At 50.9% G+C, this 12,928-nt stretch carries 12 protein-coding genes; 10 read left to right on the top strand and 2 right to left on the bottom strand.

The window, feature by feature from the left end:
* Window positions 1–78: 78 nt before the first annotated feature.
* Entirely contained in the window at window positions 79–3,369 is a 3,291-nt protein-coding gene (rne, locus tag IV433_RS09650) for a ribonuclease E (RefSeq protein ID WP_195814035.1), read from the bottom strand.
* Window positions 3,370–3,969: 600 nt separating this feature from the next.
* Between rne and rluC the strand changes: the two genes are divergently transcribed.
* Window positions 3,970–4,932 (top strand): 23S rRNA pseudouridine(955/2504/2580) synthase RluC, encoded by a 963-nt coding sequence (gene rluC / locus IV433_RS09645; RefSeq protein WP_195814034.1) that lies wholly within the window; start codon window positions 3,970–3,972, stop codon window positions 4,930–4,932.
* 54 nt (window positions 4,933–4,986) lie between these two features.
* On the opposite strand, the gene IV433_RS09640 is transcribed toward rluC, so the two are convergent.
* Entirely contained in the window at window positions 4,987–5,580 is a 594-nt protein-coding gene (locus IV433_RS09640; protein WP_195814033.1) for a Maf family protein, read from the bottom strand.
* Window positions 5,581–5,722: 142 nt separating this feature from the next.
* Here IV433_RS09640 and yceD point away from each other — a divergent pair, with 142 nt between their 5' ends.
* The 9 genes from yceD to pabC all read left to right on the top strand — a co-directional run bounded on the left by yceD (window position 5,723) and on the right by pabC (window position 12,916).
* A complete protein-coding gene (yceD, locus tag IV433_RS09635; protein WP_195814032.1) occupies window positions 5,723–6,247 on the top strand; it encodes a 23S rRNA accumulation protein YceD in 525 nt (174 codons plus the stop codon).
* Window positions 6,248–6,259: 12 nt separating this feature from the next.
* Window positions 6,260–6,427: a 50S ribosomal protein L32 gene (gene rpmF / locus IV433_RS09630; protein WP_013576249.1), complete on the top strand. Its 168-nt coding sequence runs from the start codon at window positions 6,260–6,262 to the stop codon at window positions 6,425–6,427.
* A 48-nt stretch (window positions 6,428–6,475) separates the two neighbouring features.
* Entirely contained in the window at window positions 6,476–7,510 is a 1,035-nt protein-coding gene (gene plsX / locus IV433_RS09625) for a phosphate acyltransferase PlsX (protein WP_195814326.1), read from the top strand.
* Between the two features lie 6 nt (window positions 7,511–7,516).
* A complete protein-coding gene (locus tag IV433_RS09620) occupies window positions 7,517–8,470 on the top strand; it encodes a beta-ketoacyl-ACP synthase III (RefSeq protein ID WP_195814031.1) in 954 nt (317 codons plus the stop codon).
* Between the two features lie 18 nt (window positions 8,471–8,488).
* Entirely contained in the window at window positions 8,489–9,418 is a 930-nt protein-coding gene (gene fabD, locus IV433_RS09615) for an ACP S-malonyltransferase (protein WP_195814030.1), read from the top strand.
* Between the two features lie 14 nt (window positions 9,419–9,432).
* The gene (gene fabG / locus IV433_RS09610) at window positions 9,433–10,167 is read left to right on the top strand and encodes a 3-oxoacyl-ACP reductase FabG (RefSeq protein ID WP_013576245.1); all 735 of its coding nucleotides are present in this window, start codon (window positions 9,433–9,435) and stop codon (window positions 10,165–10,167) included.
* A 153-nt stretch (window positions 10,168–10,320) separates the two neighbouring features.
* Window positions 10,321–10,557 carry an acyl carrier protein gene (acpP, locus tag IV433_RS09605; protein ID WP_015690190.1) on the top strand — a complete coding sequence of 79 codons (237 nt, stop codon included), beginning with the start codon at window positions 10,321–10,323 and terminating at the stop codon, window positions 10,555–10,557.
* Window positions 10,558–10,657: 100 nt separating this feature from the next.
* Window positions 10,658–11,899 (top strand): beta-ketoacyl-ACP synthase II, encoded by a 1,242-nt coding sequence (gene fabF / locus IV433_RS09600; RefSeq protein WP_195814029.1) that lies wholly within the window; start codon window positions 10,658–10,660, stop codon window positions 11,897–11,899.
* Between the two features lie 219 nt (window positions 11,900–12,118).
* A complete protein-coding gene (pabC, locus tag IV433_RS09595) occupies window positions 12,119–12,916 on the top strand; it encodes an aminodeoxychorismate lyase (protein WP_195814028.1) in 798 nt (265 codons plus the stop codon).
* Window positions 12,917–12,928 lie beyond the last annotated feature (12 nt).

Raw genomic sequence — 12,928 nt, 5'->3', positions numbered from 1 at the left:
TCAATCAGCCAGGTCACTGTTGCTTAATAATAAAAAAACCCGCCAAGGCGGGTTTTTGTTTAGAGCATTTTCAACGCATCACTCAGAAGGCATTTCAGGTTTGGTTGCTGGTGCCGTTGCAGTGCTTGCTGCTGCATGGCCGCCGGCAGAACCTTTACCTTCGAAGCCGAATTCAGGACGAACCCAGTCGCTGTGACGGGCAGGTTCCTGAACATACTGAGGGGCTGGCGCTTTGGTCATCGGTGCAGTGGCATGATGTTTAAAGCGTGGTTCAGCAACGACAGCTTGAGAGACAGAAGTTTCAACATGAGCAGGGGCTTTCACCTCTGGCGCTGTTTCTGCGGCGTACTGTACCGGAGCAACAGGCTCAGCGTTAACTTCAGGTTCTGCTGCTTCCGGAGCCTGAACTTCAGGTTCAGCAACAACAGGCGCTGGTTCAACAACAACCGGTTCGTGTGCTTGCGGTGCAACTTCTACGCGCGGTGTCTCGTCAACTGGCTCTGAAGTTTCAGGTTCAACCAGAACAGGTTCTTCGGCAACAGGTTGTGCAATTTCAGGCACAACATTTTCTTCCGCTGGTGCTTCCGGCTGTACTGCTTCAGTAACCGGAACTGCTTCAACCACAAGAGTTTGCTCAACCGGAGTGGCTTCAACTTCAGTTGTTTCATTCAGAACCGGCGTATTGACCTGAGCGATTTCAACCTGTTGTGTCAGCACTTCTGGCGCTTCAGTTTCAGCAAACTGTTGTTCAGATGACTGCGCAACCGGGTAAGTGATCCAGACCTTACCTGACGCCATTTCCGGAGAAACAAACGCACCGGTCAGAGGCATTGGCGACTGAGTCGGGTAACGCTCATCACGATAACGGCGACGACGCTGACCGCTTACACGCAGGTGGCGCGGAGAACGACGTGAGCGACGTGGCATACCGTTTTCACGGTTGTTGTCATTCAGGTTTTCTTCGCCTTCAGCTGCATTAACTGTTTCCGCTTCAGAAGGTGCCTGTTCAGTAAATACCGGAGCCGCAGGGCGTGTACCGGTAATCAGTAACTGTGCAGCAGCTTCTGCTTCATGATCAACTTCTTCTGATTCGAAGCGAACTTTCTGCGTTAACTGGCGACGCTGACGGCGCTGAGCTGGCTGACGATCTTCTTGTTCCGTTTCATCACTGACCGGCGCGGCGATTTGCTCTACAACAACAGCATCCTGAATTTTTTCTTCAGTCTGTGTTTTGCGCTTATCTTCAGAACGGCGACGCGAACGCTCACGACGAGGTTGTTGCTGCTGCTCTTCACGCGGTGCCGTTTCAACGTCTTCGTTACGGCTTTCGCTAACAACAGGTTCCTGGTTACGACGGTTGCGGCGTTGATCATCACGCTGCTCGCGATTATTTTCGCGGTTGTCACGACTTTCGCCACGATTATCACGATTACTCTCACGGCCTTCACCACGGTTGCCACGGTCATTGCGTTCGCCACGTTCACCGTTGCGATCACGACGTCCGCCCTGACGACGCTGGTTACGGCGTTCGTTGTTACGGCGATTTTCTGTTTCAGTGGCTTCAGCTTCTTTCGGCGCTTCGACAGGTTTAACTTCCTGCTGTGGCTCCGGTGCGAACAAGCTTTTCAGCCCGCTCAGCAGACGGCTGACAAAACCGGATTTCTCAGCTGCTGGTGCGGCTGGCGCATTAACCGTTGTGGTACGGGTTTTAACCGGTTCTTCAACAGCGGTTTCCTGCTCAAAGCTGGACGGAGGTGCTTCACTTTGCAGGGCAAACGCAGCCAGTGCCGGTTGCTCAGGGCGACGACGCTCAGTCGGCAACTCTTCAGAAGGTTGCAGCATTTCTGCTTCGTGAATTTGTGGCAACAGATAGCTCAGTGCAGAGATTTCTTCGCCTTTGCGTACGCGCAGAACATGGTAGTGCGGGGTTTGCATCTGATCGTTTGGAACGATCACTGCACGGACGCCGCCCTGACGTTTTTCGATGGCATTCACCGATTCACGTTTTTCGTTCAGCAGGTAAGAAGCGATAGGAACCGGAACGATCGCATGAACTTCTTTGGTATTTTCTTTCAGCGCTTCTTCTTCAATCAGACGCAGAATCGACAGCGACAGAGACTCGTTATCACGAACAGTACCTGTACCTGCGCAACGTGGGCAGATGTGGTGCGTTGATTCACCCAGTGACGGGCTGAGGCGCTGACGGGACATTTCCAGCAAACCAAAGCGGGAAATGCGACCGATTTGAATACGCGCGCGGTCCTGACGAACGGCATCACGCAGACGGTTTTCCACTTCGCGCTGGTGGCGAACTGGCGTCATATCGATGAAGTCGATAACAATCAAACCACCGAGGTCACGCAGACGTAACTGACGGGCAATTTCATCGGCGGCTTCAAGGTTGGTATTGAATGCGGTTTCTTCGATATCGCCGCCGCGGGTTGCGCGTGCGGAGTTGATGTCGATAGCCGTCAGGGCTTCAGTGCTGTCGATAACAATCGAGCCGCCAGAAGGCAGGCGCACTTCACGCTGGAAAGCAGATTCAATCTGGGATTCAATCTGATAATGGCTGAACAGCGGGATCTCACCAACGTAAGGTTTGATTTTGCTGCTGAAATCAGGACGGCCAAGTGCAGCAATGTGCTCTTTTGCCAGATCGAGAATTTTAGGATTATCGATGAGGATTTCACCGATGTCCGGGCGCAGGTAATCACGGAATGCGCGGACGATAACATTACTTTCCTGATGGATCAGGAAAGGAGCAGGGCGGCCTTCAGCGGCTTTCTTGATGGCTTCCCAATGTTTGAGGCGGAAAGTCAGGTCCCACTGCAGAGCTTCAGCAGATTTGCCAACGCCTGCGGTACGAACAATCAGACCCATGCCATCAGGTAATTGCAGTGAAGACAGCGCTTCTTTCAATTCTGTACGGTCGTCGCCTTCAATACGGCGGGAAATTCCCCCAGCACGTGGATTGTTTGGCATCAGAACCAGGTAACTACCGGCCAGGCTGATAAACGTCGTCAGCGCTGCGCCTTTATTTCCACGCTCTTCTTTATCAACCTGAACGATCACTTCCTGACCTTCGCGCAAAACATCTTTAATGTTCGGGCGGCCATGGGAGGAATAGTTACTTGGGAAATATTCGCGGGAAATTTCTTTCAGAGGGAGGAAACCATGCCTTTCCGCACCGTAATCTACGAATGCCGCTTCCAGACTTGGTTCAATGCGGGTGATTTTACCTTTGTAAATGTTCGCTTTTTTCTGCTCATGGCCCGGACTTTCAATATCCAAATCATACAGTCGCTGTCCATCTACCAAGGCAACGCGCAACTCTTCTTGCTGAGTCGCGTTGATCAACATTCTTTTCATCTTAACTTACTCATTATTATTCCATTATTGACAGAGCTGCGGGCAAAATGACCTCATGACCGGATAAACCGTTGGCCCCGAGTCTTCTCGCAAATCGTCAACCTCACGGCTGTCGCTTGCATAGGGGCGCATTATTTCGGTAAGTCTGCTTTTGCTGTATTAAAGACACCAGCGTTATGAAAGCAGCACTTTTATTAGGGGAATAGCTTCTGAATTTACGTTAACAGATCTCATTCCGTTCGCCGGCCAAGCTGCAACCCGCAGCCCGCTAATTGCTTGATTTCACATTACGTCTTACGCCATTGCTGCGTTTTTGTGCGATCAGGCAAATCTATAATTCCTGCGTTTTCCCTAACTTAAGAGAAACAACGCCGAAAGTGACTTCATTATTCCATTGCAGGCACTCTGATAGCAAGGTGACTTTTCCCATGCGGGTAAGATATTTACCTCAATGAGATATGTGCCGCATTGTCTTAACTTTTGTATTCTTTAAAAACGGGGGAAGCAGGCAGGTTTTCCTCGGCAGTTACTGGTAAAGTAAGAGTTAAGCACATAAAAATCAGTGGCGCGAACCGTGCCGGATATTTAGAATCGCGAGCCATGAAAACTGAGAACCCAACTGTACAATTAATCCCCATTTCTGAAGATGAAGCCGGTCAGCGCATCGACAACTTCTTACTCAAAATCCTGAAAGGCGTGCCGAAAAGCATGATCTATCGCATCGTGCGTAAGGGCGAAGTCCGGGTTAATAAGAAAAGAATTAAGCCAGAATATAAGTTATTAGCTGGCGACGAAGTGCGTGTGCCGCCTGTTCGCGTAGCCGAAAGGGATGAAGCGCCGGTTTCTGCCAAACTGGATAAAGTAGCCGCACTAACCGACTGTATATTGTATGAAGACGATTACTTATTAATTCTGAATAAGCCGTCTGGTACCGCTGTTCATGGTGGTAGCGGCCTTAGCTTTGGTGTTATCGAAGGTTTACGCGCACTTCGCCCTGAAGCGCGTTTTCTGGAATTAGTCCATCGTCTGGACCGTGATACCTCAGGCGTATTGCTTGTCGCTAAGAAACGTTCAGCATTGCGTTCCCTGCACGAACAACTGCGTGTGAAAAGCATGCAGAAGGATTATCTGGCGCTGGTGCGCGGTGAATGGCCGTCACATTGTAAAGTTGTGCAGGCCCCCTTGCTGAAAAACATTTTGCAAAGTGGCGAGCGTGTTGTGCGCGTTAATGCAGAAGGTAAACCCTCTGAAACGCGATTCAAAATTGAAGAGCGTTATGAATTCGCGACACTGGTAAAAGCCAGCCCGGTAACCGGCAGAACGCACCAGATTCGTGTTCACGCCTTGCATGCAGGTCATCCGATTGCTTTTGATGACCGTTATGGCGAGCGTGATTTTGACGCAAAACTGGCAGCCACGGGGTTGAATCGTTTATTCCTGCACGCTGCGGCTTTGCGGTTTGAACATCCGAACACCGGTGAAACGCTGCGTATTGAAGCGCCGATGGATGCCAAACTGCGTAATTGCCTGAAAGTTCTGCGCAGTAAAAGCACTTCACGTTAACGCTTCTGGATTCGTTAATAAGGGGCGCACAGGTTGCGCCTCTTTTCTTTTCATCTACACCAGCGGATTCACACCGTGCGCCCGTAGCAAACCCAGCAGGGCAATAAGGGGTAATCCAATCAGCGTATTCGGGTCGCGCCCTGAAAGGCTGTCAAACAGCGTGATACCCAGCCCCTCAGATTTAAAACTTCCGGCACAATCGTAAGGCTGTTCGCGATGCAAATAGCCTGAGATCTCTTCGTTTGTTAATGCCCGGAAGACGACGTCAAAAGTTTCACACAGCGTTTGTGCCTGTTGCTTCTGGCTATCGTAAAGGCTGAGGCCTGTATAAAACGTCACGGTTTTCCCGCTCGCCGCGCGTAACTGGCGGAAGGCATTTTCGAAGGTATGTGGCTTGCCGGTAATATGCCCGTCGATCACGCAAACCTGGTCAGAGCCTATAATCAGGTGCTCCGGGTAGTTTGCGCTGAGTGCGGAAGCTTTAGAACGGGCCAGCCGTTTAACCAGTTCATCAGGTTTTTCGCCTGCAGATGGTGTTTCATCAATATCGGGCGATGCGCATGAAAAGGCGAGACCGGCCTTCGCCAGCAGGGCTTTTCGGTAGACTGAAGTAGAGGCCAAAAGTATTTTTTTCGTGGATGTCTGCATAATTTTTTTTCACAAAGCGTAGCGTTATTGAATCGCACATTTTAAACTGTCGGCCGCTGTGGAAGCGAATATTGGTGAAAGGTGCGGTTTAAAGGCCTTTTTCTTTGACTCTATGTCGTTACAAAGTTAATATGCGCGCCCTATGCAAAAAGTAAAATTACCCCTGACCGTTGATGCGGTCCGCACAGCCCAGAAGCGTTTAGACTATACAGGTGTCTATGCTGCAGAACAGGTAACGCGGGTAGCCCAATCAGTGGTTAGCGTGGATTCTGACGTACAAACCTCTTTGTCGTTTAATATCGACAATCAGCGCCTGGCTGTGATTACCGGCCACTCCGATGTTGCTGTAACTCTGGAATGCCAGAGATGCGGTAAGACGTTTGAACATCAGGTTCACACAACGTATTGTTTTAGTCCTGTCCAAAATGATGAACAGGCTGAGGCATTACCGGAAGCGTACGAGCCGATCGAAGTCGATGATTTTGGCGAAGTTGATTTGCTGGCAATGATTGAAGACGAAATTATTCTTTCTCTGCCTGTCGTTCCGGTACATGAATCTGAACACTGTGAAGTGTCCGACGCGGACATGGTGTTTGGTAAACTGCCTGCAGAGGCGGAGAAACCAAATCCATTTGCCGTATTAGCGAGTTTAAAGAAAAGTACTTAAGGAGTAAGGTCCATGGCCGTACAACAGAATAAACCAACCCGTTCTAAACGTGGCATGCGTCGTTCACATGACGCTCTGACCACTTCCACTCTGTCTGTGGACAAGACTTCTGGTGAAACTCACCTGCGTCACCACATCACTGCCGACGGTTTCTACCGCGGTCGCAAGGTAATCGGCTGATATTTGCCTGCAACTTATTCACGTGATAAGTGCTGGCAAGGCGATACCTTGACTCGTCTAACCGTCGCGTTAGATGTAATGGGCGGGGATTTCGGTCCTTCCGTCACAGTGCCTGCTTCATTGCAGGCACTGATTTCTAATTCTGAATTAGACCTTCTTCTGGTCGGTGATCCCGACGCAATCACACCTTTCTTAGCCAAAGCCGATCCTTCTTTAACAGAACGAATTCGGATAATTCCTGCTGAATCAGTAATAGCCAGTGACCTTCGCGCGTCGCAAGCTATACGGGCCAGTAAAGGAAGCTCAATGCGTGTGGCGTTGGAACTGATCAAAAGTGGTGACGCGCAGGCGTGCGTCAGTGCCGGGAATACCGGTGCGCTGATGGGATTAGCAAAACTGGTTGTAAAGCCTCTGGATGGCATTGAGCGCCCGGCGCTGATGAGCGTATTGCCCAATCAGCAGCGCAGTAAAACCGTGGTGCTGGATCTGGGGGCGAACGTTGAGTGTGACAGCACAATGCTGGTTCAGTTTGCCGTTATGGGTGCAGTGATGGCCGAACAGGTGGTGGGTATTAATAACCCCCGAGTTGCCTTGCTGAATATCGGTGAAGAGGAAAGCAAAGGGCTGGACAACATCCGTGAAGCCGCTGCCATTTTAAAAAATACCGCACTAATCAACTATATCGGCTATCTTGAAGGCAATGACCTTCTGACCGGTAAGACTGACGTGATGGTGTGTGACGGCTTTGTCGGTAACGTGACGCTCAAAACCATGGAAGGTGTAATAAGGATGTTTTTGTCACTGTTAAAATCCTCAGGCGAGGGTGGCAAGAAGGCCTGGTGGCTGAAATGGTTAGGTCGGATAGTACAGAAGAAATTGCTAAAGCGTTTTAGCCATCTCAACCCCGACCAGTATAATGGCGCATGTTTGTTAGGATTACGGGGCATCGTTATTAAAAGCCACGGCGGAGCAAACCAGCGTGCGTTTGCTGTTGCTATCGAACAGGCTGTGCAGGCGGTGCAGCGGCAGGTCCCTCAGCGGATCGCCGCGCGCCTTGAAGCTGTATTACCCAAGAGTGACTGATCGTACATGTATACAAAGATTCTCGGTACGGGGAGCTATTTGCCCGTGCAAGTTCGGTCTAATGCCGACTTAGAAAAAATGGTGGATACCTCCGACGAGTGGATTGTCACCCGCACAGGTATTCGTGAACGTCGTATCGCTGCACCGGATGAGACTGTGGCCACAATGGGCCTGCACGCAGCAGAAAAAGCACTCGAAATGGCCGGCGTCAGCGCGAGCGACGTAGGCCTGATCATTGTTGCAACAACCTCATCTTCACATGCATTCCCGAGTTCAGCCTGCCAGGTGCAGAACATGCTGGGCATCAAGGATTCTGCAGCGTTCGATTTGGCCGCCGCTTGTGCAGGTTTCACCTACGCACTGAGCGTTGCCGATCAGTACATTAAAAACGGCGCCGTGAAATATGCGCTGGTGATCGGCTCTGACGTGTTGTCCCGTAAACTCGATCCTGAAGATCGCGGTACGGTGATCCTCTTTGGAGATGGTGCTGGCGCAGTATTGCTGGGTGCATCCGAAGAGCAGGGCATTATTTCCACGCACATGCATGCAGATGGCCATTACGGCAACCTGCTGACGCTGGCTTACCCAAGTCAGTCTGAGCCTGAAAAACCGGCTTACGTCACCATGGCGGGTAATGAAGTCTTCAAGGTAGCCGTGACTGAACTGGCGCATATTGTTGATGAAACCCTGACGGCTAATAATCTCGACCGTTCCGAACTCGACTGGCTGGTTCCGCATCAGGCGAACCTGCGCATCATCAGTGCGACAGCGAAAAAGCTGGGTATGGGGATGGATAAAGTTGTCGTCACTCTCGATCGTCACGGTAATACTTCAGCGGCTTCTGTGCCTGCTGCGTTTGACGAAGCGGTGCGCGATGGCAGAATTCAGCGCGGGCAGTTAGTGCTGCTCGAAGCATTTGGCGGTGGCTTTACCTGGGGCTCGGCGCTGGTACGTTTCTGATTTAACAGGAAGATAAAAATGACAAAAATTGCAGTTGTTTTCCCTGGTCAGGGTTCTCAGACGCTCGGTATGCTGGCTGATTTAGCGACAGCACACCCGATTGTTGAAGAAACATTTGCCGAAGCTTCTTCGGCGCTGGGGTATGATTTATGGCAGTTGGTGCAGCAGGGGCCAGCTGAAGAATTGAATAAAACCTGGCAGACACAGCCTGCCTTGCTGGCAGCGTCCGTCGCTATCTGGCGCGTCTGGCAGCAGCAGAACGGCACTCAGCCTGTTCTGATGGCCGGCCACAGCCTGGGCGAATATTCAGCGCTCGTTTGCGCGGGTGTGCTGGATTTCAAACAGGCTATTTCCCTGGTTGAACTGCGCGGCAAACTGATGCAGGAAGCCGTACCCGCGGGTACCGGCGCAATGTACGCCATTATCGGTCTGGACAACGATGCAATCGCTAAAGCGTGTGAAGAATCTGCGCAAGGCCAGGTTGTTTCGCCGGTGAACTTTAACTCACCGGGCCAGGTCGTTATCGCCGGTAACAAAGAAGCCGTTGAGCGAGCAGGTGCTGCTTGTAAAGCCGCTGGCGCAAAACGTGCTCTGCCGCTGCCTGTCAGCGTGCCTTCACACTGCGCATTAATGAAGCCAGCTGCTGATAAACTCGCTGTTGCGCTGGAAAATGTGACTTTTAGTGCGCCACAATATTCCGTCGTGAACAACGTAGACGTGAAAGTTGAAACGTCTCCGGAAGCGATCCGCAGTGCTCTCGTTCGTCAGTTATACAGCCCGGTTCGCTGGACTGAATCTGTCGAATTCATGGCAGCACAAGGCGTTGAACAGTTATTAGAAGTGGGACCAGGCAAAGTTCTGACCGGTCTGACTAAACGTATTGTAGACACCCTGACGGCGGCCGCGGTAAACGACACGGCAAGCCTGACTGCGGCGCTTGAGCAGTAATTAAGAGGATGAGTATGAGCTTCGAAGGCAAAATTGCACTGGTAACGGGTGCGAGCCGTGGCATTGGTCGCGCAATCGCTGAAAAGCTGGTTGCTGGCGGCGCAAAAGTGATCGGCACCGCGACCAGCGAAAAAGGCGCTGAAGCAATCGGCGAATATTTAGGCGAAAACGGCAAAGGTATTATGCTCAATGTGGTTGATTCTGCATCTATTGAGCAAGTATTGGCGACGATTCGAGCTGAATTTGGCGAAATTGATATTTTAGTTAATAATGCCGGCATTACCCGTGATAACCTTCTCATGCGAATGAAGGATGATGAGTGGCAGGATATCCTGGACACGAACCTGACTTCAGTGTTTCGGCTGTCAAAAGCTGTCATGCGGGCTATGATGAAGAAACGGTGTGGACGGATTATTACAATTGGTTCCGTTGTTGGCACCATGGGTAACGCAGGGCAGGCGAACTATGCGGCGGCTAAAGCTGGCTTGATTGGTTTTAGTAAGTCTTTGGCACGTGAAGTCGCTTCACGTGGCATTACTGTCAACGTCGTCGCTCCCGGCTTTATTGAGACGGATATGACAAGGGCGTTGACAGATGATCAACGCGCAGGCATTTTGTCATCAGTTCCAGCCAACCGGTTGGGCGATGCCAAAGAAATTGCCAGCGCCGTTGCTTTTTTAGCCTCTGACGAGGCCAGCTACATCACGGGTGAAACATTACATGTCAATGGCGGCATGTACATGATTTAAAAATTACGAAATTATTTGCGTTTTTTGCGGTAAAAACCGCAAAATAGAGCAAATTCGTGGTTTGACCAGCCTGGATTTAGTTGCATCTTTTTCAACATTTTATACACTACGAAAACCATCGCGAAAGCGAGTTTTGATAGGAAATTTAAGAGTATGAGCACTATCGAAGAACGCGTTAAGAAAATCATCGTTGAACAGCTGGGTGTTAAACAGGAAGAAGTAGTGAATGCTGCATCTTTCGTAGACGACCTTGGCGCTGATTCTCTCGACACCGTTGAGCTGGTTATGGCTCTGGAAGAAGAGTTTGATACCGAGATCCCTGACGAAGAAGCTGAAAAAATCACTACTGTTCAGGCAGCTATTGATTTTATCAACGCTAGCCAACAGTAAGCGTACATGCTTTAAGTTTAGATAGTTAGGCGGTCATTCGACCGCCTAAGTTTTTTATATCCCACGGTATTACTACTTTTTCCCTCCCTGGAGGACACACGTGTCTAAGCGTCGAGTTGTAGTGACTGGACTGGGCATGCTGTCTCCTGTCGGCAATACTGTAGAGTCCACTTGGAACGCTCTCCTTGCCGGTCAGAGTGGCATTAGCCTAATCGACCATTTTGATACTAGTGCCTATGCAACGCGTTTTGCTGGCTTAGTTAAAGATTTTAACTGTGAAGACTTCATCTCCCGCAAAGATGCACGCAAGATGGACGCCTTTATTCAGTATGGTATTACTGCCGGTATTCAAGCGATGCAAGACTCCGGGCTTGAAGTAAATGCTGAGAATGCGACGCGTATTGGTGCGGCGATTGGTTCTGGTATTGGCGGCCTTGGTCTGATTGAAGAAAACCATTCCTCATTGGTTAACGGCGGACCTCGTAAAATTAGCCCTTTCTTCGTTCCCTCAACCATCGTTAACATGATTGCCGGTCATCTGAGCATTATGTTTGGGTTGCGCGGACCGAGTATTTCTATTGCTACGGCTTGTACCTCTGGCGTGCACAACATTGGTCATGCGGCACGTATCATTGCTTATAACGATGCGGACGTCATGCTGGCCGGTGGCGCAGAAAAAGCCAGTACACCGTTGGGTGTGGGTGGTTTTGGCGCGGCACGTGCACTTTCAACCCGTAACGATAATCCTCAGGCGGCAAGCCGTCCGTGGGATAAAGATCGTGATGGTTTCGTCCTCGGCGACGGCGCAGGCATTATGGTGCTGGAAGAGTACGAACATGCCCGTAAACGCGGTGCGAAAATTTATGCTGAGATTGTTGGTTTCGGTATGAGCAGCGATGCTTTCCATATGACTTCACCGCCGGAAGATGGCGCGGGTGCGGCTCTGGCTATGGAAAATGCACTTCGCGATGCCGGTATTTCTGCTTCCGAAATTGGTTATATTAACGCGCACGGGACATCTACCGCTGCCGGCGATAAAGCTGAAGCGCAGGCGGTTAAATCTGTTTTTGGTGCGGATGCAAAGAAAGTGCTGGTCAGCTCGACCAAATCCATGACCGGACACTTACTGGGCGCCGCTGGCGCAGTGGAATCTATCTTTACCTTACTTGCTTTACGCGATCAGGCCGTTCCACCGACCATCAATCTGGATAATCCGGATGAAGGCTGTGATCTGGACTTCGTGGCACATGAAGCGCGTCAGGTAAAAGATCTGAATTACTCACTGTGTAACTCGTTCGGTTTTGGCGGCACTAATGGTTCGCTGGTATTCCGCAAGATCTGAATCCGGTAAAAATCTGTCCGTCTGTAAAAGGCCCGTTATTGGGCCTTTTTGCTGTCTGCATAAAAGGTCTGACTTGTGCCAAACGGCAGTTCAACAAAATGCGTGTTCCAGCACTCTGCCTGGCCCGGTACGATAAAGTAAGAATGCTCCACTTGATGCAACAGGCCCGCTCGCGCAGGCTCTTCAGTCAGAGAATCTTAACGCCCGGAGGAAGTAACCATGTGGATCAACGGTGTGGCGCAAGCTGCATTGCCGGCAGGAGATCGTTCGGTGCAATTTGGCGATGGCTGTTTTACGACGGCCAGAGTGATGAACGGCGAAATTCAGTTTCTGGACGCCCATCTGCAACGTTTGCAGCGTGCGGTTGACGTATTACGAATTGAGGGCGTGGACTGGCAGGCGCTGGAGCGTGAAATGGTTGGGGCCGCGCAGCATGAGCAAGAGGGCGTGGTGAAAGCCATTTTGACGCGCGGGCAGGGCGGGCGTGGCTACAGCACGGCAGGATGCAGCGGCCCGACACGTATTGTGTCGGTATCGGGTTACCCGGCGCAGTATCACCAATGGCGCGAGCGCGGCGTGAAGCTTGCGTTAAGCCCGGTGATGCTGAGCAAAAATCCCCTGCTGGCAGGAATTAAACATCTCAACCGTCTTGAACAGGTCATGATCCGCATGCATCTTGACCAGACAGACGCCAATGAAGCGCTGGTGGTTGACACCTCCGGTTGCCTGGTGGAATGCTGTGCGGCCAATTTATTCTGGCGCAAAGGAAATCAGGTCTTTACGCCGGATTTATCGCAGTCGGGCGTCGACGGGATTATGCGTCAGCATCTTATCCGCGTGATTGAATCAGCCTCTCCCTGGGTTTTACATCAGGTCTCTGAAACGCCCGAAACACTATCGGATGCTGACGAAATCCTGATTTGTAATGCACTGATGCCCATTTTACCGGTGGCAGAAGCCTGTGAACGTCATTACGCCGGGCGGCATTTGTACAATTTCCTGCACCAGAGCTTTTAAAAAGTGAACAAA

Origin of the sequence: Rahnella laticis (assembly GCF_015644585.1) — a bacterium.
GTDB classification, from domain to species: domain Bacteria; phylum Pseudomonadota; class Gammaproteobacteria; order Enterobacterales; family Enterobacteriaceae; genus Rahnella; species Rahnella laticis.
This window is presented reverse-complemented; position numbering and strand designations above follow the sequence as displayed.

What these genes read in the sequence shown, in the direction of transcription:
- pabC (WP_195814028.1), top strand. Translation starts at nt 12,119, where the DNA reads ATGTGGATCAACGGTGTGGCGCAAGCTGCATTGCCGGCAGGAGATCGT.
- yceD (WP_195814032.1), top strand. Translation starts at nt 5,723, where the DNA reads ATGCAAAAAGTAAAATTACCCCTGACCGTTGATGCGGTCCGCACAGCC.
- fabG (WP_013576245.1), top strand. Translation starts at nt 9,433, where the DNA reads ATGAGCTTCGAAGGCAAAATTGCACTGGTAACGGGTGCGAGCCGTGGC.
- IV433_RS09640 (WP_195814033.1), bottom strand. Translation starts at nt 5,580, where the DNA reads ATGCAGACATCCACGAAAAAAATACTTTTGGCCTCTACTTCAGTCTAC.
- rne (WP_195814035.1), bottom strand. Translation starts at nt 3,369, where the DNA reads ATGAAAAGAATGTTGATCAACGCGACTCAGCAAGAAGAGTTGCGCGTT.
- IV433_RS09620 (WP_195814031.1), top strand. Translation starts at nt 7,517, where the DNA reads ATGTATACAAAGATTCTCGGTACGGGGAGCTATTTGCCCGTGCAAGTT.
- rpmF (WP_013576249.1), top strand. Translation starts at nt 6,260, where the DNA reads ATGGCCGTACAACAGAATAAACCAACCCGTTCTAAACGTGGCATGCGT.
- acpP (WP_015690190.1), top strand. Translation starts at nt 10,321, where the DNA reads ATGAGCACTATCGAAGAACGCGTTAAGAAAATCATCGTTGAACAGCTG.
- fabD (WP_195814030.1), top strand. Translation starts at nt 8,489, where the DNA reads ATGACAAAAATTGCAGTTGTTTTCCCTGGTCAGGGTTCTCAGACGCTC.
- rluC (WP_195814034.1), top strand. Translation starts at nt 3,970, where the DNA reads ATGAAAACTGAGAACCCAACTGTACAATTAATCCCCATTTCTGAAGAT.